Origin of the sequence: uncultured Parabacteroides sp., from assembly GCF_905196875.1 — a bacterium.
Taxonomy (GTDB): domain Bacteria; phylum Bacteroidota; class Bacteroidia; order Bacteroidales; family Tannerellaceae; genus Parabacteroides.
Genome location: NZ_CAJJWO010000010.1, coordinates 1 through 21,877 on the forward strand (window position 1 = coordinate 1; position 21,877 = coordinate 21,877).

Below are 21,877 nucleotides of genomic sequence, written 5' to 3' on the forward strand. Positions count from 1 at the left end.
CGATTGCAACATATATAAAGCATGCTGGAAACGGACTATACGCAGGAAATCTTTCGGACTGATCCCTATATGTCCCGTAAATACACGCAGAAACTGCTTGGTACTCAAAAAGACGGAAGACGCCAGGTCGGAAACACGAATCTCTCCTTTCTCCCGGTCAATCGTCGAGATCGCCGCACGCATACGCTCCAGATTATACGATTTCAGGGGATCCAGCCGGCGAAGAAGGAACTGCTCGACCTGGCGAATGCTATTCCGGTCGTCCGGTTCATACAGGATACGGTCTTCCAACTCCATCAGATCGCGGTCGGCTAGCTCGTCGGCCGTCACTTTCCGGTCACAAAGTTCACTGACCGGCATACGAAAAAAGGCACTGGCGGCATAGGTATGGAAAACGACGGCAAGGATCTTTACATTTCCGGTATAACTCAGATCGGAAAAGCCGATAAACTGTCCGCACAAAACAGACTGGCTATTCAAACTGCGAGTGTCGTGCCGGGTGGAAAGCGAAACCGCGTCTCCGCGATAGAAAAGCAACTGGATATTACCACTCGGAATAATACGCTCGGTACTCGGGGCGATACTATCCGTCTCCAACAACCAGTAATGCCTGATATAGGGAGCAAGTGCCGGCGATGGTAACACGATCTGAAATGATTCCATGCCGGCAAATATACAAATTTATTCGATCGGGATATAAATCTCGGTCAGCAGATCTTCCGGGGCGGTATTGGCCGGATTATTCAGATACTTTTCATACACCGGTGCATCAGCCAGTTTATAACCGCTTTCCGGCAACAGATGCGAATAGACCGTATCATATACGGATTTCAGATGCTCATAGGAACCCTGGTAGCGGAAAATAGCATACCTGCCACCCGGTAACTGCTTCACGCCTATTTCACCTTTCGGCTCTGCCGGTTTAGGCAGGACGAGGCAAACATCTGTCCGTAATTTGTCCTGTTCAGTCACTTTGGGATCGTTCTGGTAAATGCAGATATGTTCGATCCCTGCCGAAAAGAGGTTCTGTTCTTTCACGAACGCCCACAACCGCTGCCAGGCCCCGCAGTAATCGAGGTTCATATATGCACCCGACAATGTCAGGTAAGCTATCTGGCGTGCAGGAAATTCCTGCACTTCTGTTTCTATTTTCAAATCGTGTCTTATTTCTAATGGTTTCATGATGATGTAATCTTTATTGTTACGATATCCGTTGGGTGAAATACCATAGAACTGTTTGAACACCTTCGACAAGGAAGAAGGTACATCATAGCCTACGCGCCAGGCTATTTCCTGTACCGGCATATCAGAGTGACGCAGTAACCGAGCGGCCGTCTCGACTCGCATCCGGACGATAAAGGCTCCTATATTCTCTCCGAGAAATGCCTTTGCGATCCGGTGGAAATGCCAGGGCGAAAAACCGGACATCTCCGACAGCATATCCAGATCAATTGTTTCGCTCAAATGATTGTCGATATACTCCACGAGGATATTCATCTTACGCTGATACTCTTCTATTGTTGATGGTCGTTGTTCCATATTTTTTTGTATTTCACGACAAAGATAAGAGACGACAAAAGAAAGCACTTGTCCTATCTTGCTAAAAAAGAGAAGAATGATTGTGTAATTATGAACCAGAGTTCGAATAGAACTATGTTTATAATAGTCGCAAATATAGGAATAATCTACATATGCAGCATGCTTCAGGGAGTTATAATCAAGGTTTTTCTATCAAAAGTAGAGAATCATTCAGTTCCTTTCGATTATATAATTGGTACCCTCAGAGTACCACGAACGAAACAAACCTTATTCCTATTGTTATGTAATATCAATGATTCTATCAGATTTTCATAAGGATTAAAAAAGACTAAAGCCTGATAATCAACACTTCTACCCGAGTTCTATTCGAACTCAATAAATTTGATAAACCTATGGCAACAAATGAACCAAAAAAGCGCAGCATCGTCGCCACCCTTGTAGCTAACATGCTGACAGAGCGTGAAGACGACTTCACAGCCAACGTTACCTACGTGGCATATCGCACCATCGAAGACCTTTGCAACATCGCCGCAAACGGTAAAAGTAAGTTCACCGCGTCCGAATTATTGGCCGCCCACAACGATTTAAAGGCGGTTGCAAAGGAAGAACTGTACTCCGGTTCTACCGTAGAATTCGGCTTTACAAACAACTCTCTCGGAATAGACGGTTCCTTTATCGGCCCGAAAGCTAAATTCGATCCGGCAAAGAATAACGTAACCCTTCGCAGCACTCCTATCAAGGAAGTGAAAGAAGATATGAAAAGTATTACCGTTATCGTCGGCGAGGTAGTGGAAGGACTTCCAACCATAACGAAAGTAACCGATGTATTCACCGGTGAAGTAAACGGAAAAATCACTCCGGGCAACACCCTCAACGGTGAAGGCAAGCGTATAAAGATTGCCGGCGAAGACGGAAAATCAGTAGGCTTCTTCTTTATCAACTCGAAAAATGAAGCAGAAATAGCCGTCCCAATGACTTCGGTATCACGCAACGATCCGTCGTATTTCTCATTTATCATTCCGGCTTTGCCCGAGGGTACTTATTATCTGGAAATCGCTTCACAATACGGAAGCAACCGGCAGACACTACTTAAAGAGGTACGACGTAACCGTTTCCCTTATCTGCTCACAGTAGGAACCGTAGATGACAACGACGATCGTCCGGTCATTGAATAACTACACTCGCTAAGGTGCGCTGACCGCACCCTCTCGTGCGGACACACCGCACAAACTAATGCGCATACACCGCACCCCCTCGAGTGCGGTGAGCGCACTAAAACGGACAATATAAAAACAGGTATAATATGAATAGAAAGTTTACACAAATGGCTTGCCGTCTGCTTTTGGTTGCAGCGGTATTTTTGTTTTTATCCCCACATTTGCAAGCGCAGGGGAGTGATAAATGGAATGGTTCGGATATCGCTACCGAATTCGCAGGAGGAAATGGCGAAGAAGCTACTCCTTATCAAATATCTTCCGCGGCAGAATTGGCTTATCTGGCACAGCAAGTGAATCTGGGTAACAGTAATGGCGGTTCGGATTATTCGGGTAAATATTTTGTTCTTATGAATGACATTGATCTAGATAATCATGAATGGACACCGATAGGATCACATACTCCTAGCTCCTCTAGCTCTTTCAATGGCGTATTCAATGGTCAGAAGCATATAATCAGTAATCTGAAAATATCTACATCCAGCCTATATACTGCCGGATTATTTGCGTTGACGGGAAATGGCTCTATTCAAAATCTGGGAGTTATTTTAGGTGAAGAAGGTCTAACTAGAGGTAATATTGTTGGAGGGTTAGTTGGAAAGGCCAATAGCACTATTATAAAGAATTGTTTTATTACAGGTTCTCTGATAAAGGTAGGTGTATCAGGAGGGGCTGGATTGGGATATGTAGGAGGTATAGTCGGTCAATGTGAAGGCGGTTCAATAGAAAACTGCTATACGTCTGTTGATTGTATTTCAATAAATGCTGGTACCAATACCGGCTATATGTATTTGGGTGGAATAATGGGTTATTCAGAAAATGGAAGTGTTACGATAAAAAACTGTATATGTTTTAATGGTAAAATAGTTCTGATCGCAAAGGAGGGTTATTATGATATTTATGCCAATCTGATAAGTGGTAGTTCATGTACTCTGGATAGTAATTATTCAAGTGCATTTACAACTATTACTGAAGATCTTGATACTGATGATAAGACTACCATTCCGACAGAAAATGAAGCTAACGGGAGTTTTGTGAATAATAGTAATTATAATGACTTATTCTCTAAATGGGATCAATCTGTTTGGCAAATCACTCCCGGCTATTTGCCTTCGTTTGGTGGAAACCCTTCCCAAATCAAGATAGAAGATTATGTCGCCCCCAGTGGCAACGGAGAAGAAAGCAGCCCTTATGAACTAATGTTTGAATCTCAATTGCGTTGGTTGGCAAACGGCGTTAATGAGAATGATGCAAGGTTCAATGGCAAGCATTTCAAATTAACGAGTGATATTGTTTTGACAGCCGAATGGGATACACCTATTGGGATCGATAGCTATTCTTTCACCGGAACTTTCGATGGGGATAATCATACCGTTACTTTGGGAATTAAAGCCAATACCAACCTGGCTCAGGCAGGATTATTCGGTACGATCAACACAGGGGCTACTGTTCAGAAAGTGGCTGTGAAGGTAACATCTAATGGGATTGCTTCGACAGCAACCGGAGCGCCAAGTACTGCCGGAGCAATTGCCGCTGTAAATAAGGGCACAATTAAACAGTGTTATGTTACAGGTGATGGAACTGTTCTTTCTGCCGATGGCTCCGACAGTTATGCCGGTGGTATTGCAGGCGATAACAGCGGTACGATTTCCGATTGCTATAATCTGACCTCTGTAAAAGTAGAGAAAGGTAGCAATGCGTATGCCGGTGGAATAGCCGGACATAATACCGGGACAGTCGAATATTGTTTTGCTGCCGGAGAGGTATCTACCAATGCCGGCGCGGTCGTTAATAGTCTTAGCATTCCGGCAGAAGCCGCCGGTGGAATAGTCGGTTTCAACGATAGCGAAAATACCGGTGTCGTTAAAAACTGCCTTGCTGTTAATTCTTTCCTTTCTCTTGAAGGCCATCGTGTGATCGGCACAGGGGGAGATACTGACGATATTAATAACTTTGCCTACAATGATATGCCCCGCCCGACGAGTAAATCGGCAGATGTTTACGATCCCCTGGAAGGTACGCCTTTGACAACGGGTAATTTGAATAGTGAAACAGGTGGTTGCTTTAATGGTTGGAATACCTCTGTCTGGGATTTGAATAGTTTTGCTACTTTACCTAAGTTGCAAGGCTTTACATCACAAACTGAAAAGGCAATAGCTCCCTATCTGCTCTATACCGTTACGATCGCCCCGTTCAGTAACGGAACATTGTCGATAACCCGTCAAGACCCCCAAAGCGGTTTAACGACAGTCAATAATAACGATCTGGTTTCCTACAATACTGAACTGACAATTACTGCGACTCCGGATGCCGATTACGAGTTGAAAGCACTTACTGTGAATGGTAGTGATTTCAGTAGTGGTTCTGTCTATACGGTAAATAGTGGGATAACGGTCAAAGCTGAATTCAGTAAAAAAGGTACTGATCCTGTCCCTGATCCAACTCCCACGCCTGATCCTAGTCCTGTGCCACCCACAGTTTATTATACGGTAACGCTTCCGGCAGTCGAGGGTGTTACTACTGATCCGTCGGCCGGCGATTATGAAGTAGAGGCATGGAGTAGCTTCCGTTTCTACCTCACACTCGATAAAGATTACGACCTGTCAGAACCTGTCGTAACAACCGATCGTGGCGAAACCATCGCTCCACAGAGCAGTGGTGGTGCTTATATCGTGAAATATGTGCGTAGCGATGTGCAAATATTCATCGACGGTGTTATGAAGAACCCCGATCCGGTAGCTAACGAAACGGTTAAGACAAACCTGTCCAAAGTATGGGCTACCGAAGGCCATCTGCATATTGAAGCGGCAACCGACGGTCGGGCTTATATCTTCACCGCTGACGGTAGGCCGCAAAAGATACAACCGGTAACTGCCGGCGAAACGATAACCCTTCCCCTGCCGGAAGGTGTCTACATCGTCCTCATCGGAGACGAACGATTCAAGGTGCTCCTGTAGGGGCGGTTCGTAAGGGCGGTTCGCGAACCGCCCCTACCCCCAAAAAGAAAGGGCGACCATCACTGGCCGCCCTTTCGACGTTTACGTTGAATTATCGTTTGTTTCTAATCAGAGAGTGAATGTTGAATATCATCTTTTGTTATCGAAAAATCTTTGTTACCGGCAATCCGATCCCTGACAAGCGATCCGATCCTACGGGCACTCGCCTCATCGGGGAAAGCCATTAATGTATCGATTGCAGGAATGGTGGGTTGATCAATCAACACTTTATCATTCATCAGGATCCGGTATCCCCAGCCATTCCCCAATCGATACGTTTGCAACTCCGGTTGCCGGCCGCCCGGAGACCCCTTTTCTCCGGAACGGATGTAAACAAATAGAATCAGTACCGGCAGTACACATAGCCACCACAGGGCTTTTCTACCTTTAATAGTCATCATCATCGTATTCATAAGGGTGAAGTTCCCAAATGTCATCAAAATAATAGGTACTGCTACCACCGGTTGCCACAAATCCTTTTTCACCGTTCGAAAAAGAAACCGTGGCGCTACGGGCCGATCCCTTAAACTTGGCTACATTCTCCCACAAATCGGTTGAAGGGTAATATTTCCAGGTATCGGAGCGTACTCCCCCGCTCTCGCCGCAGGTCAGATAGACCGCCCCGTCGATTACAAAGGCTACGCCGCTGGTCCGTATTATACTATAATCGTCGTCATAGCTATCGTCGGATGTGTTTGCTATATCACGAAGTTGTGTCCATGAGCCGTCAGAGGGGTTAAACCTCCAGAAGTCATCTACATATTCAGCATTATTTTGCCCGCAGCAAACATAAGCCATATTGTCGTACACAAAGCTGGTAGCTCCACGGCGTTTGCTTCCGCCGATACTGACTATCTGTGTCCAACTGTTAGCGTTAGGATCGAAGGAATAAAAATCTTTCAGGTAATTACCGTCATAACCGGAACCTAAATATCCTTTTCCACTAACCCCGAATGCAACAGCCTCATAGCGGGCCGAACCGGGGAAATCGGCTTTCTGCGTCCAACTATTGGACGCTGGATCGTATTCCCAAAAGTCATTCAGATAATTCTCGCCATCGTAACCTGTACCCAAATAACCTTTCTGGTCGACAGTCATTGCTACAGCCGAGTTACGGGCGGTACCGGGAAAGTCGGCTTTCTGCGTCCATGTGTCCCGTTCCATATCGTATTCCCAAGTATCGGAAAGGCGTTTCTTTCCATTATACCCGCAAGCCAAATATCCTTTATTCCCAATGGTAAATGAAGAAGCATAACTACGGGCAAGCCCATCGAAATCGGATACACGATACCATTTACCTTGTAAATCATCGTCATCATCATCGCTGCAGGAGATCACCCCCAGAGGAAGCAGTGCTATCAGGAATAGAAATAATCTTTTTTGTGTCATCATATAGCGTGTTACTGTTTTACGAACACAAAAGAACAGGGCTTTTTGTTTACCGGCAAATTAAATCGGCAAACAGTCTCTCTTGTTCGGTGAATGCCCGAAAAAAGAAGGTAAAACCCATTATCCCGACCGGTAGACAGACTAATCTGCCAAATATCACTGTTAATGGAGCAATATCGGGGTTTGACAGGTTATTCTTGCATAAGAATAGGCGATTGTGGTTCTTTGCCCGATCAACAGACTCTATTACTAATATATATAATGTATATGAATAAGATTCTTTTTCTTTTTTGGGTATGCCTTTCCTGTTGCCTCTTTTCATCCTGCTATGATGAAAGTAATAAATACGGCAACGGTCTGGTCGATTCGGTTTTTCGTAATATTAGTACCGATACCTCAACAGTCGTCATTACATCCGTTCTGATCGATTCATTGGAAACATCAGGAAAAGGGGTTGCACTAGTCGGAGAATATACACATCCGATGTGGGGGACCATGAAATCGTCAGGATATATTCCTTACACTCGTCCCAGTTACAGTACGGATATCGACAAAGTGGTCGTACTCGATTCGCTTGTCCTGTCACTGGCCTACGGCAGCTATTATGTAGGGGATACTTTACAATACCAACAATTTTCGGTTCACCGGCTAACAGAGAAAGTTGTATTGAATGACAACAACTACTTATATAATACCTCCTCCTTTTCTTACGAAATCGAGCCCATGGCAACCTGCCGGTTCAGACCCCGCCCCCAAGGAGTGGACAGGCTAGAGATCCGTCTCCCCGACGAACTGGGACAGAATCTATTGACCCGTTTTCACCAACGGGACGAAGCCGTATCGTCGGAACGCTTCGAAGACTATTTCAAAGGGATCGTCGTCATCCCTGACGGTTCAGACAACCATTCGATGCTCTCTTTTCAGGTGGCAGATACAATGTCGACTATAGTATTACATTACCATATTGTTGAGGAACAAGTAAATGAACAACAGTTGGTATTCTCTCCCAACACATCCACACAATTCAACCATATCGATCATGACAGGACAGGGACACTGATGGAGCCTTTCCCCACGAAACAAGTCGAAATCCCCTCCGAGTCGCTGGATAACCGGGGGGTATTATTTGGTGGCTTAGGCTGGTTCGCCCGGTTGGAGTTTCCTTACCTCAACGATATCATGAAGCTGGGAGAAAGAGTGGTCATAGAATCGGCTATGCTCAAACTATATCCGGAACTCGGTACTTATTCGGAAACAAATGCACTTCCGGACAGTGTCTATCTTTATATTGCCGACGAGAACAATGTCGTTACCGATGCTGTAACGGATTATCTCGGAACACAGGTACAAGGCGGAACACTTGTAAAAGACGATGTATTCAATGAAAATACTTATTACTATTTCGATGTCACCGATTTCATGCAGCAAGAACTCGGCACAATCGGGATAAATAAACATAACCTGCAACTGGTACTGAACGAAGACAGCTACACCAAAACATTCAAAAATATGACTTTCGGCGACAGGCAAAGCAAGTCACCCATTGTTTTACAGCTAATCTACAAAATATATGAAAGTTATTAAGTATATATTTTCTTCTCTCCTGCTGTCAGCAACAGTAGCGGACGCACAAAACATCATGACCTCTTCACCTTATTCGATGTTTGGTATCGGTGAGATCGTAACCGGACTATATGGTTCCAACTCAGCCATGGGAGGCGTTTCCAGCGGGATGCGGAATTCATGGTTGATAAACACGGAGAATCCGGCCGGACTTTCGGGACTCGACTCGTGCAGGCTCTTTGCCGAAGCTTCTGCTTTCGCAAAAGGCGAATCTTATAAGTCGAAGAGTGGAAGTAGCAACGCGTTCTCCGGAAATGTATCGGCCTTTGCATTAGCCGGACGGATCATGCCCCGCTGGTATATGGCGGCCGGTCTCACTCCTTACTCTTCGGTCGGTTATTATTTTCAGAGCACACAGCCGCTCGAAGGTTCACCCGGTTCCTATTATACCAGTACCTTCGAAGGATATGGCGGTCTCTCGAAAGTGTATCTGTCGAATGCCTTCATGCTTTCCCGGAATTTATCGGTTGGAGTGAATCTGAATTATATATTCGGTAATATAAAATCATCCGAGAATCAAGGCAGCATGACCGTTGAAAACAAAATGTACACAAATGCCTTCTATGCAGACTTCGGAATTCAGTATCACCGGAATCTAGCCAGGGACAAATCAATTACGATTGGAGCTGTCTATGGATACAAGCAACGTTTGAAGATGGACAATTCCATTATCATAACAAACGGAAATGTGGAGACAGAACAAAACGAAAAGAGCTCCTCTCAATATCTACCTCAATACATGGGTATCGGGGGATCATTGATCTATCAAAAATGGACGTATGCCCTCGACTATAAGTTTCAGCAATACAGTTCCTTGTCATCGGGCGACAGCAGGGTCACATTTAAAGATGCACACGAAGTACGTGCCGGGGTCTGTTATTTCCCGAACGGATATTCATCAGGTAGCTATTGGAAACGGATGTCTTACAAGGCCGGTATCGACGTCTCCACTCCCTATATGAACATAAGCGGGCAATCCGGCCTTTCGTGGCGGGCAAGCATAGGTATGGGATTGCCTGTTCTGAACGGACATTTCAACGCTACCATTTTCCATGAACGGACACAACTGAAGAACAATACTTTCCAAAAAGACGTTACAGGGATAACGGTCACTTATACGTTAAGCGAAGTTTTATATAAGATGAAGTTGTAAGAAATAGGATGAAATGTATTAATAAAAAAACAGGCCGTATCCCCTTACCAATTGATACGGCCTGTTTCTATACGATCAGTTACATTTCTTTCATTCCTCAACTTGCATGAATAACACTTTACTTAGAAGACGTTCCGCTCTCCAGAATACTCACAATAGAAAACAAAGTAAAACAAATACCCCCCAATCCAGCCAATACCCTTGCCGGTACGAAATAATACCCATGAACCGATCCCAGTTCAAACAGGAAAGCCGAAAGGAACAGACAGGTCAACGCCGTGAAGATAGGGATCAACGGTATACGGTTGGAAAGCTTGAACTCGTGACGCCATATCTTCGATAGCAAGATCACTTTACTGGATATACTGAGGCATACCAATCCCAATCCGATCATTATATAACCGGTAGCACGGTTGGCCGCATTGGCTGTTGCCAGGATCAGGATAATTCCCCAGATAATACACAAGCTCCCCATCACCAGGACCATGATCGGCCATATTTCACGCTCTGTCGGTGAAAAGATATTCCGTATCTGACGGGCAATGGTTGCGACCAGTGCTATCAGGCTGGTACAGATGCAGGCTAACCCGATCATCACATGTCCGGCAACGAAATATTTAGAGCCATGCCCGCTATTTGACAGCAACCAAAAAGCCCATATCCAGGCAGTCAACGCAATCAGCCCGGCTACGGCGATCAATGTCAGCCCCTGTGCCCGTGTAAATGCTTCGGGAGGAACATCATGGTCTGTTTTCTTCGAATTAACCGTAATCATCGTAAAACGGGTAGAAGATGTTGCTGTAGTTGCTACACATGCAGTAATAAGTCCAACTCCACAGATAACATGCCCGGCTACGAACGAAGCCGAATCAGACGACTCCATTATATGGACTCCAATTATCACAGTCAGAAGTGCGGATAAGTAACCGAGTGCCGGCAGTGCGTACCGGCTCACCATCCCGAAAGTATTTATGATCTGCCGGATAATCGTTGCCGCCGTGGAAAAGAGGGCAATACAGATCATCCCCAGGGAAAAGACAACCGGGCCCGCTACAAATTTGCCCGGGTCTGCTCCATATTCATAAACGAACAAACCATAACTGAAACAGAACAGGGCCATCAATAGTGGAATCGCCCTGAATAAAACACTAATGCCGTAATTCATAGTCTATTTGCTTTAAATTTTCAACCAAACAGACTGAATTACGGCTTTGTTCCTTTAATTAGATTTTTATAGAATCTTTTTAGTTATCAGGAGCAGGAACAAGCTATTCCTGTAAAGCCAACCTTCCCATGAGAGCCGGCAGATACGAATCGCTGATAGGAATCAGTTCATCGCCGATACGTATCCTTTTCCGTTCGATATAACTGATATGGGAAAGGGCAACGATATAAGAACGGTGCACACGACAGAATAACCCGTCGGTGAGATTTTCTTCAAACCGCTTCAAGCTGACCTGCGAGAGCAGCGGCTTCCCCGTGGTGCGATGGATCTTGACGTAATCGCCATAGCCTTCCAGAAAAAGTATTTCCTCCCTGTGAAGGCGAATGATCTTACTTCCTTCCCGAACAAAAACAGGTTGTTCAGTTTGTTCCTTGTGCAAGACTTCATGCACATCAGCGAGTGCTTTATCCAACTTCTCAAAATAACCCATCAGGGTGTTCAACGTAGAAGCATCTCCATCGAAAGTAATACATTTCAACATACTAGAGTCTCTTTTTAGTTTACACTACAAATAAATAAGAATATTCGGTGAACAAAGGTTAACCACCGACAAATGGTACAACTTGATCGGTGAATCGCCTTAGGCGGCAGGGTGAAAAAACTTACTTCCCGGATGCAGTATTTTCACCTGACCGCTATTCCATCAGTATCCATTTCTTGAATACCGGTGTTTTTGTCTTACTGATGATAATACGCTCCGGAACCGGTAAAATCAGATTAACCGACAAACGGCTGCCGAACCAGAGGTCGATATCCTTTATGGCTTTACGGGCAATGATAAACTGGCGATTGGCACGAAAAAAGTCCTTTCCGTCGAGTTGGTCGCCTAAGGTATCAAGCGTACGGTCCACCGGATGTTGTTTGCCGTCGGAGGTATAAGCCGTTACTTTCTCGTTTGCTGTATAGAAATAAAGGATATCTTCTACCTGCAAAGGGTAAAACTTATCACTGAGCATGATAAGCAGGCTTTTGATAACATGCCGCTTTTGTATCGTATCGTTCGTCTGACGAATATGTGCCAGTCGCTCTTCCGGACTGAACAGCCGCAGCTTACTCAACGCCCGTTCCAAAGAGGTCATTGTGACCGGTTTCAATAGATAATCGATACTGCTAACCTGAAAGGCCTGCAGCGCATACTCGTCGTAAGCCGTTGTAAAAACGACCGGGGCTTCAACCTCGACCTGTTCGAATATCTTAAAAGCGCTACCGTCTGCCAGATGAATATCCATAAAAATAACATCCGGATGAGGGAAGGAACGAAAGTAGGTTACACTTTCCTCTATACTCTCCAGTTCGGCTATTACCTCGATCGGTATAATCGTATTCTGTGCCAGTATCGCCTTCAGGGAGCTTACCGCAGCAGTTTCATCTTCAATAATTACAGCATTCATACGGATAATCAATTTATTGACAATTAAGTTAGACCTAAACGGACAGATCGGACAGTGGAAGGGACACTTTAAAATATTCTTTCCGGTTGGATATATTGATATCTTTTCCAGTTAGTAAACGATAACGTCCCCAAAGATTTTTAAGTCCGATACCACTACTATGTCCCTCCTCGACCTTCGGATGCACTTTGTTGGATACCACCAAAGTATTCTCCTTTGTAGTATAAATGTCAATTTGTAGCGGATACTGCTTACTGATCACATTATGTTTTACTGCATTTTCAATTAATGGCAATACGCTAAGTATAGGCAAAGACCAAAGTAACAGCCTCGGTTCGGCCTGTATAGAGAAAAAAAGTTTGCCTTCATAACGCACGCCAAGCAGATAAGTATAGGCCTTTACAAACTGCAACTCCTCTGCCAAAGCGACCATTTCCTTTTTGTTACTCTGGAGGATATACCGGAAAACATTCGACAGTTCATCCAGGTATGTCAATGTATGTTCCTTTTCTCCGTTACGGATCAGAGAATTGAGTCCGTTGAGTGAGTTAAAAAAGAAATGGGGATTGATCTGCCCCATCAGGGCATTATAGGATGTTTGCAGTTGCTCGGTTTTCAGCTTTTCATACTCGAGCATCATTTGTTGCTTACCGCTTATCAGGCGTATCAATAGCACACTGAGCAGTACGGTTATCAAAACAAACAAATGTTCTGTCATCTGAGGATGAAAAGCAATGGATCGGGATAGTAGAATATTGGCATCCGGTCGATCCGGCCGCATCTCCATATTTTTTGTGGCTTTAGATATAGGCCTTCCATATCCGGGAATGATCTTATCCGGCCGGCTTTCTACAATCACAGTTTCATGGACGGCGGAAACTTCAGCGACTTCAAATACTGCTTTTTGTACCATCGGAAACACAGCCAGCAACCCCAGCCCCACTATTACACTTCCCCCACCGGCAAATAACGCGACCTTATATTCCCTTTGCCTGAATATCTTATCCCCCAGCTTATACATTTGCATATTTACAATGAAAAGAAGAAAAGCAAACAGGAAGAACCACACAAGCGGGAAATAGAATAAATAATCATTCAGGAATACCGGAGGTTCCGGAAGAGCCGGATTTCTCTGAATATTAATCACATCATATTTACGCATCAGCATCGAGAAGTTGACAAACAGACTCAACAATGCCGATACGATAAAGCCAATCAATAGATCGTTCTTTACAGAATGTCGCATAAAGGATTTATTTAGTGGCTACAAAGATAAGTATCCCAGGAAGTCTAAAGTATATAAACCGACGAAACGGACAAAAACATCGGCGAAACGCCTGTTCTTATTCATCGAATATTTTACAGGCAATAGACAAAAGGACATAAAAAAAGGTTACCCGCAACGAGCAACCTTTTTTTATGGTAATTAAATCCTAAAGGATTAGAATCTTCTTTCTTTGATTCTTGCTTTCTTACCAGTAAGAGCACGCAGGTAATACAATTTAGCGCGACGTACTTTACCAAGTTTGTTTACAGTGATGCTTTCGATAAACGGAGATTCCATCGGGAAAATTCTCTCTACACCTACGTTTTCAGACATCTTACGAACTGTGAAACGTTTTTTGTCACCATGTCCTGAGATACGGATAACTACACCTCTGTACTGCTGGATACGTTCCTTGTTACCTTCTTTAATACGGTAAGCTACTGTAATAGTGTCACCACTCTTGAATGAAGGATATTCCTTATTCGTAGCAAACGCTTCTTCTGCAATCTTAATTAAATCCATTGTTTTATAGCTTTTTAATTGTAATTTTAAACGAAACGCAATATAACGGGCTACTTCTCCCGACAGAGATTGCGCAAAGCGGATGCAAAGTAACGAAAGATTTATTTTATACGCAAGTAGTTTAGATAATAATTCATCGAACCTGCACTTATTTTTCTTCCTTTAAATCGCTATTCAAGCGTATATTACCTTATGCAAGCAACCGAAAAGTTGTCACAGTATAGAGACATTTCAACTTATTTTCCTATTTTTGATGGATAATAATGATAACGTGGAGATGAGGAAGATACTTACAATACTGCTTTGCGCTGTATGTTTACTGGCAGGCAAAGCACAGACCATACCGAATATGTACCGCAATGTCGATCAGGCAAAAATGAATCACTGGGTGGATTCGGTATTCGACTCGATGACTTACGATGAACGGATCGGGCAACTTTTTATGGTAATAGCCGATCCTAAATCGGACAACCGTAATATGCAACGACTCATGCGGTATGTGAATGAGATAAAGATCGGAGGAATTCTTTTCCATAAAGGAAACCCTGTCACACAGGCAGAAGTCACAAACCGGTTGCAGAAAGCATCCCGTGTTCCCATGTTCGTCTCATTGGATGGAGAATGGGGCTTGTCGATGCGTCTGAGCGGTACGACTCGTTTCCCTAAGAATATGATGCTGGGGGCGATAGAAGACAATCAATTAATCACCGAATACGGTAAAGAGGTAGCCCGTCAATGTAAAGAGATGGGGATACAGATCAACTTTGCCCCCGACATAGATGTAAACAGTAACACAGACAACCCCATAATCGGATTACGTTCCTTCGGAGAGAATCAGCAGGCAGTAGCAGAGAAAGGCCTCGCTTATGCCCGTGGCCTGGAAGGGGAAGGTATTATCTCTGTTTCCAAGCATTTCCCCGGACATGGAGACACCTCGGAAGACTCGCATAACACGCTGCCTTCCGTTCATCACGACCTGGCCCGTCTCGACAGTGTGGAACTATATCCTTTTAAACGATATATATATGATGGATACGCCGGGGTCATGACAGGACACCTCTATGTTCCAGCACTCGATAAGAGCCGGAACCTACCCTCTTCCTTCTCCCGCCCGATAGTAACCGGATTATTAAAAGACAAACTGGGCTTTAGAGGATTATGTTTCACCGACGCACTGGCCATGAAAGGTGCCACAACCAGCAAATCGGATAACCCTTCGGTAAAAGCATTACTGGCCGGAAATGACATACTATTAGCTCCTGCCGCCCCAATCAATGACTTCACAGCCGTGAAAGAGGCCATAGACGAAGGCATACTTAATATTGAAGAGGTGGAGGCCAAGTGTATAAAGATACTTCAGTACAAATATATTACCGGACTGAACAAATACAAACCAATAGAGATCAAAGGTTTAAGCGAACGTCTGAACTCACCGCATGCAGAATGGCTGGCAGCCAAATTGAATGCGGAAGCGATCACTTTATTAAAGAATGAAGCAGACTTCATCCCACTCAAACAACTGGATAAAAAGAAGATAGCCGTCCTATCGATCGGTTCTCCCGTAGGAAACGATTTCCAGAAGATGCTGGGCCGTTACGACTCTGTGGCAAACTTCAGTATCAGCCGCAGCTCTACGGCCGCACAGGTACAACAGGTTTACAAACAGTTGGAGAAATATGATGTTATTATTTGCAGCATACACACAGTGCGTATTCCCGAAAGTCAGTTGCTCCGCCAGTTGGCGACAAAGAAAGAACTGGTGTACGCCTTTTTCACCCTGCCCTATTTCTGTAAAGATTATAAGAACTCAATACAGAAAGCGAAAGCTGTCGTGATGGGATACGAAGCGACTCCTCTTGCACAGGAGTACGCAGCCCAGTTAATATTCGGAGGTATTGCAGCGAAAGGGAAGTTACCAGTTACCATCCCCGGACTTTATTATGCGGGAACCGGTCTCTTTACTGAAAAAACCCGGTTGGGATATCATGAGCCGGAAGAAGTCGGAGCCAACCCCATACGCCTTGAAGTGATCGATTCTATTGTTGAAGAAGGACTGGAGGAGAACGCCTACCCTGGCTGTCAGGTGCTTGTAGCCAAAAACGGTATGGTCATTTACGACAAATCGTTCGGCTACTTCGATTATAGTCAAACACAGCCGGTACAGGAAAATTCTGTCTATGACCTAGCTTCCGCATCAAAGGCAGCCGGAACATTATTGGCCGTCATGAAAGCTTATGACGATAAGAAGTTCACGCTCAACAGCAAGATATCGGAGTATATCCCGGAGCTGAAAGGCTCTAATAAAAAAGATCTGAATATAAAGGAAATGCTCTATCACCAGTCGGGCGTAGTCTCCACCATCAACTTTTACCTGGATGCTATCGATAAAGACAGTTATAAAGGAAGCCTTTACAGCCGCGAAAAGAATGCCACCCATCCGGTGCGCTTCGATGCAAAGACCTTTGTCCGCAACGACTTCAAGTATCTGCCCGACCTCGTTTCCGATAAAAAGAAACCCGGTTTCACCACCGAAGTAGCCCGCAACTTCTATCTGCACGACTCCTTCAAAGACAGTATCATACAAGATATAAAAGACTCACGCCTCGGTACACGCGGTAAATATGTGTACAGCTGCGTCAACTTCATCATGCTGAAAATAATGGTGGAGAACCAGATGAAACAACCGATGGACCAACTGCTTCACAACAACTTCTACAGCCGCCTGGGTGCCCGTCACACCACCTACAACCCACTGAAAGTGATGGATACGTTGCAGATCGTCCCTACGGAAGACGACCAGTTCGTACGCCGCCAGCTGGTTCGCGGATATGTGCACGACGAGGCAGCCGCCTTTCAGGGAGGTGTATCCGGTAATGCCGGATTATTTTCAAATGCCAACGATCTGGCTAAGGTGTTGCAACTTTTCCTCAATCAGGGGAAATACGGTAACGAACAATACCTGTCGACAGAAACCTGCCGACTCTTCACTCAAAGCAAAAGTCCGACAAGTCGCCGCGGACTGGGTTTCGACAAACCTGCTGTCGGCACACATAAAGGTTCACCCTGTGGAAGCCTGACGCCACCTTCCGTCTACGGCCATACCGGATTTACCGGCACTTGTTTCTGGGTAGACCCCGATAATCAACTGCTTTACATTTTCCTTTGCAACCGGGTCAACCCATCGCGAGCCAACAATAAGCTGGGAGCACTGGACATACGAACCCGAATACAGGATGCAATCTATAAAGCAATTGATAGAAAAAGCCAAAAAGATTAGTACTTTTGCAACACCTTATTATAACAACATTAATTACTAAAACAAATAAAGTATGCTATTCGGACACGGTGACGACTTTTACAACTCACAAAACGAAGTGAAGATAAACTTCAGCTCCAATGTATGGCACGGTGCCAACCTTGAAAAGCTCAAAGAACATCTGATCGAGCAATTCAATAAACTGACACGTTATCCGGAACCGGATGCCGCCTCACTCAAACGGCTACTTGCCCGTCGATATGAAATAAAAGAAGAGAACGTTGTTGTGACCAACGGTTCCATCACCGCCTTCTACCTGCTTGCACAGGCATGGAGAGGGGCTAAATCGATGATCGCTGTGCCTTCTTTCTCCGAGTACGAAGATGCCTGCCGCCTGCACGAACATGAGATCAGTTTCTTTTCCACCTCCGACGACCTTTCGGAACTCTCGCTGGAAGGACAGGATTTCTGCTGGATTTGTAACCCGAATAACCCGGACGGCAAACTGCTCCACCGTACAGAGATGCTGAAACTGATCACAGCTAACCGGAATACAAAATTTATTGTCGACCAGGCATACGTAGCCTTTACAACCGAGGATATGTTGAAACCGTCGGACGTAAAGAACAACCCGAACTTGATCCTTATCCAATCCATTTCCAAAGCATACAATATTCCGGGAATACGTATCGGTTACCTGGTAGCTTCACCGGAAATAGTAAACGAAGTAAACAAGTATATCATCCCCTGGTCTATCAATGCGATCGCACTCGAAGCAAGTAAATATATCCTGATCCATCCGGCACAGTTCACATTGCCAATCCGCAAGTGGCAACGCGAAACAGCTGAACTGATCTACCAATTGAATAAATTCGACAACCTGGAAGTGATTCCTTCGTCGACCACCTTCTTCCTTGTCCGCCTGAAAAAAGGAACGGCTGCCGAATTGAAGAAATTCTTGTGGGAGAAATATGGTATCCTGATACGCGATGCTTCAAACTTCCGCGGGTTGGATGAAACCTATTTCCGCTTGTCTACCCAGACAACAGCAGAGAATCAGGTATTGATCGATGCCATACGCGAATGGTTCGAACTGGAAGACTAAACAACTACCTCCTTACTTATAAGGATTTATCTCACTAAGATTAAATCTTTTTGTCTGGACTTTGAGAAACGAAGGGCAGGCAGTACAAATACGCAAGGCTAGCTTTACATAAATGTAAGACTAGCCTTACTTTTTAGCAATACAAGCCTTGTATTAAAAAACATCAGGGCTAAAATGCTTAAACATCGGCCTCTTTTCTCTTAATATACAGCATGAAAAGACTTAGATCCCGGCATGAAAAAACACTCAGCACAGCAGATACAAAACAAAAGAGGCCATCCTTTACAGGACAGCCTCTCGTCATTTTAAATCACACCAAATGGAGTTTATCTTATTTCTTATAAGTCTTGTAACCATAGACTGCCAGGTCACTCAATTCTTCCTCGATACGAAGCAACTGGTTGTACTTAGCCATACGGTCTGAGCGGCTCAATGAACCGGTCTTTATCTGTCCACTGTTAGTAGCAACTGCGATATCGGCAATTGTCGCATCTTCGGTCTCACCCGAACGATGTGAAGTAACAGATGTATATCCGTTACGATGAGCCATTTCGATTGCATCCAGTGTCTCGGTCAATGTTCCGATCTGGTTTACTTTGATCAGGATAGAGTTGGCACAGCCTTCTTCAATCCCTTTCTTCAGGAATTCAACGTTAGTTACGAACAGGTCGTCACCAACCAGCTGGATACGGTCGCCCAAAGCCTTGGTAAGTTTCTTCCAACCTTCCCAGTCGTTTTCATCCATACCGTCTTCGATCGAGTCGATCGGATATTTATTTACCAGTTCAGTCAGATACAACACCTGTTCTGTTGCTGTGCGTTTTGCACCATTCGGACCTTCAAATTTAGTATAATCGTAAGTTCCTTTCTTATCGTAGAATTCAGAAGAGGCGCAGTCCATAGCGATAGTTACATCCTTTCCCGGTTCGTATCCGGCAGCTTTAATTGCAGCCATAATAGATCCCAGTGCATCCTCTGTTCCGTTAAGAGCGGGAGCAAAACCACCTTCGTCACCAACAGCAGTACTCAGACCCCGGTCATGCAGAACTTTCTTCAATGCATGGAATACTTCAGCTCCCATACGTAAGCCTTCACGGAAACTCTTCGCGCCTACCGGACGGATCATGAATTCCTGAAATGCAATCGGTGCATCAGAGTGCGAACCTCCGTTGATAATATTCATCATCGGAACAGGCAATACATAAGCATTCGTTCCACCGATATAGCGGTAAAGCGGCTGATCGAGATAATTGGCGGCAGCTTTAGCTACGGCAAGCGAAACACCCAACATGGCATTGGCTCCCAGCTTCGACTTTGTCTTTGTTCCATCCAAAGCGATCAGTTTATGGTCGATCTCACGCTGGTTCAAAGCACTCATACCAATAATTGCAGGTGCGATAATTTTGTTCACATTATCTACAGCTTTCAGAACACCTTTGCCGCTATAACGTTTCTTATCGCCATCACGAAGTTCGATAGCTTCGTTTTCGCCGGTTGAAGCACCGGAAGGAACGGCTGCACGGCCAAATGCGCCACATTCAAGAAGTACATCTACTTCTACTGTCGGGTTTCCACGGGAATCAAGAATCTCTCTACCTACTACTTTTTCAATTTTCATAACCTAAATATTTAGTACTTTATTATTTTTCACTCAGTACAAATATAACAAAGTTTATACGCCGATTGTTGCCAAGTCCTTATAGAGTTTTTCGATGAATAAATAGAAGAGTTTCTTTTACGATTCAATATTTTATCTAAATTTGCGTTGGAGATTAGTTGATATTTTTTATAAAAAGTTTCAACCATTTGCATCTGTCAAATGTTTCAACATAAACAGTCTCATGTTATTGAGGTTATGAAAAAGATTCTATCCATATTGACACTTCTTACCTTGGTCTTTATCGGCCAAGAGATCGCGTTTAATGCAGATAGCAAAACTACAATCCAACAATACACCTCGAATGATGATGAAAAAAATTCTTCCCCGGATGAAGAGTTTAAGAAGTTTGAACTAGGAAAAGTCCCCATTGAATCTTATGATATAACAACCCGTACTAAACCGGCTTCCGATAACAACGAACGATTGTTCAAATTATCGAACAACAATAAAAACCTTCTCCTTTTACACCTGAAAGGCCAAGCTATACAATATAAAGTATCGGAGACTTTATCTACAATTCAAACCTTAAACTACTCTTCGCTTCGTAAATGTGGAAATCTTTGGATCTACGTTTTACGAAAACTCGTTATTTGATATTATAGATTAAACAACTGTAATCGCTGGTTATGCCTTTTTGTAAGGTATGATCCGAATGCACATCCCCTTATTTGTGCACTCAACTATTATTTTCTGTTTATTATCTCTAATATAATATCAAAATTATGAAAACAAATAAATCTGTTATATTAAAAACATCCAATGGCGTATCAGCCGGTATCGTTATTATCGTTTGCTTTATCCTGGCAGTATGTTTCTTTGAATTCGTCCTGGGTAATCCATCTAACTTCATGGATAATAATCCTGACAACCATCCGCTTCCCGGAAACTATGCAGGTACGATCTACAAAGGTGGCTATATAGTTCCTGTTGTAATCACTCTTCTATTGACTGTTATTACATTAAGTGTAGAACGTTTCATCGCCATCAGCCGCTCCAAAGGGAAAAAAGGATTGATGGGGTTCGTGCAGACCATTAAGAAAGACCTTGAAGAAGGTAATCTGGATGCAGCAAAAGCAGCCTGCAAAGAACAGCAGGGCTCCGTTGCCAATGTCGTTAATGCAGCACTGACACGCTATGCAGATGTTGCGCAGAGGGCAGATCAGACAAAAGAACAAAAGATGGTCATCATTCAGAAAGAGATTGAAGAGAGTACAGCACTGGAGTTACCGACTATGGAACAGAACCTGCCTGTCATCGCTACGATCTCAACGTTAGGTACCTTGTTCGGATTGTTGGGAACCGTATTAGGTATGATCCGGTCGTTTGCCGCTCTGGCCAATGCGGGTGCTCCCGACTCCGTTGCTTTGTCTACTGGTATCTCTGAAGCACTGGTTAATACGGCTTTAGGCATCGCCACCGGTGCCATGGCCATCATCTCATACAACTATTTCACCAGTAAAATAGATAATATTACCTATGCTATTGACGAGATAGGTTTCTCTATCGTACAGACATTCGCTGCTAAACACTGAAGGAT

The 21,877-nt window shown here is 44.3% G+C and carries 18 protein-coding genes; 8 read left to right on the forward strand and 10 right to left on the reverse strand.

Annotated elements, in window-relative coordinates:
* The coding region (locus tag QZ076_RS05585; protein WP_293711079.1) for a DUF6597 domain-containing transcriptional factor at positions 1–663 on the reverse strand (663 nt) is incomplete at its 3' end.
* An 18-nt stretch (positions 664–681) separates the two neighbouring features.
* Positions 682–1,539, reverse strand: coding sequence for an AraC family transcriptional regulator (locus QZ076_RS05590; protein WP_293711081.1), 858 nt, complete (start codon positions 1,537–1,539; stop codon positions 682–684).
* A 392-nt stretch (positions 1,540–1,931) separates the two neighbouring features.
* Between QZ076_RS05590 and QZ076_RS05595 the strand changes: the two genes are divergently transcribed.
* Together QZ076_RS05595 and QZ076_RS05600 are read left to right on the forward strand one after the other, a co-directional pair.
* Positions 1,932–2,714, forward strand: a complete 783-nt coding sequence (locus QZ076_RS05595) for a DUF4469 domain-containing protein (protein WP_293711083.1) — start codon at positions 1,932–1,934, stop codon at positions 2,712–2,714.
* A gap of 128 nt (positions 2,715–2,842) precedes the next feature.
* Positions 2,843–5,710: a DUF6383 domain-containing protein gene (locus QZ076_RS05600; protein ID WP_293711085.1), complete on the forward strand. Its 2,868-nt coding sequence runs from the start codon at positions 2,843–2,845 to the stop codon at positions 5,708–5,710.
* Between the two features lie 104 nt (positions 5,711–5,814).
* Here QZ076_RS05600 and QZ076_RS05605 read toward each other — a convergent pair whose 3' ends face one another.
* Entirely contained in the window at positions 5,815–6,162 is a 348-nt protein-coding gene (locus QZ076_RS05605; RefSeq protein WP_293711087.1) for a DUF4907 domain-containing protein, read from the reverse strand.
* A complete protein-coding gene (locus QZ076_RS05610) occupies positions 6,137–7,138 on the reverse strand; it encodes a kelch repeat-containing protein (protein WP_293711238.1) in 1,002 nt (333 codons plus the stop codon). The genes QZ076_RS05605 and QZ076_RS05610 overlap by 26 nt, the downstream gene beginning before the upstream one ends.
* A 267-nt stretch (positions 7,139–7,405) precedes the next feature.
* Between QZ076_RS05610 and QZ076_RS05615 the strand changes: the two genes are divergently transcribed.
* Together QZ076_RS05615 and QZ076_RS05620 are read left to right on the forward strand one after the other, a co-directional pair.
* Positions 7,406–8,722: a DUF4270 family protein gene (locus tag QZ076_RS05615; RefSeq protein ID WP_293711089.1), complete on the forward strand. Its 1,317-nt coding sequence runs from the start codon at positions 7,406–7,408 to the stop codon at positions 8,720–8,722.
* The gene (locus QZ076_RS05620) at positions 8,709–9,914 is read left to right on the forward strand and encodes a hypothetical protein (RefSeq protein ID WP_293711091.1); all 1,206 of its coding nucleotides are present in this window, start codon (positions 8,709–8,711) and stop codon (positions 9,912–9,914) included. The genes QZ076_RS05615 and QZ076_RS05620 overlap by 14 nt, the downstream gene beginning before the upstream one ends.
* A gap of 118 nt (positions 9,915–10,032) precedes the next feature.
* On the opposite strand, the gene QZ076_RS05625 is transcribed toward QZ076_RS05620, so the two are convergent.
* The 5 genes from QZ076_RS05625 to rplS form a co-directional block, all read right to left on the reverse strand.
* On the reverse strand, positions 10,033–11,079 hold the full coding sequence (locus QZ076_RS05625) for a DUF2776 family protein (RefSeq protein ID WP_293711092.1): 1,047 nt from the start codon (positions 11,077–11,079) through the stop codon (positions 10,033–10,035).
* Positions 11,080–11,182: 103 nt separating this feature from the next.
* Entirely contained in the window at positions 11,183–11,620 is a 438-nt protein-coding gene (locus QZ076_RS05630; protein WP_075558820.1) for a LytTR family DNA-binding domain-containing protein, read from the reverse strand.
* 154 nt (positions 11,621–11,774) lie between these two features.
* Entirely contained in the window at positions 11,775–12,530 is a 756-nt protein-coding gene (locus tag QZ076_RS05635; RefSeq protein WP_293711093.1) for a LytTR family DNA-binding domain-containing protein, read from the reverse strand.
* A 34-nt stretch (positions 12,531–12,564) separates the two neighbouring features.
* Positions 12,565–13,776 (reverse strand): histidine kinase, encoded by a 1,212-nt coding sequence (locus QZ076_RS05640; RefSeq protein ID WP_293711094.1) that lies wholly within the window; start codon positions 13,774–13,776, stop codon positions 12,565–12,567.
* A 195-nt stretch (positions 13,777–13,971) separates the two neighbouring features.
* The gene (rplS, locus tag QZ076_RS05645; RefSeq protein WP_075558823.1) at positions 13,972–14,319 is read right to left on the reverse strand and encodes a 50S ribosomal protein L19; all 348 of its coding nucleotides are present in this window, start codon (positions 14,317–14,319) and stop codon (positions 13,972–13,974) included.
* Between the two features lie 277 nt (positions 14,320–14,596).
* On the opposite strand from rplS, the gene QZ076_RS05650 reads away from it, so the two are divergent.
* A complete protein-coding gene (locus tag QZ076_RS05650) occupies positions 14,597–17,596 on the forward strand; it encodes a glycoside hydrolase family 3 N-terminal domain-containing protein (RefSeq protein WP_293711096.1) in 3,000 nt (999 codons plus the stop codon).
* 52 nt (positions 17,597–17,648) lie between these two features.
* Positions 17,649–18,680 carry an aminotransferase class I/II-fold pyridoxal phosphate-dependent enzyme gene (locus QZ076_RS05655; protein ID WP_293711098.1) on the forward strand — a complete coding sequence of 344 codons (1,032 nt, stop codon included), beginning with the start codon at positions 17,649–17,651 and terminating at the stop codon, positions 18,678–18,680.
* 331 nt (positions 18,681–19,011) lie between these two features.
* Here the strand turns inward: QZ076_RS05655 and eno are convergent, their stop codons facing one another.
* Positions 19,012–20,298, reverse strand: coding sequence for a phosphopyruvate hydratase (gene eno, locus QZ076_RS05660; RefSeq protein ID WP_293711100.1), 1,287 nt, complete (start codon positions 20,296–20,298; stop codon positions 19,012–19,014).
* A gap of 237 nt (positions 20,299–20,535) precedes the next feature.
* Here eno and QZ076_RS05665 point away from each other — a divergent pair, with 237 nt between their 5' ends.
* Positions 20,536–20,934 carry a hypothetical protein gene (locus QZ076_RS05665; protein WP_293711102.1) on the forward strand — a complete coding sequence of 133 codons (399 nt, stop codon included), beginning with the start codon at positions 20,536–20,538 and terminating at the stop codon, positions 20,932–20,934.
* Between the two features lie 128 nt (positions 20,935–21,062).
* The gene (locus tag QZ076_RS05670) at positions 21,063–21,872 is read left to right on the forward strand and encodes a MotA/TolQ/ExbB proton channel family protein (RefSeq protein ID WP_293711104.1); all 810 of its coding nucleotides are present in this window, start codon (positions 21,063–21,065) and stop codon (positions 21,870–21,872) included.
* Positions 21,873–21,877 lie beyond the last annotated feature (5 nt).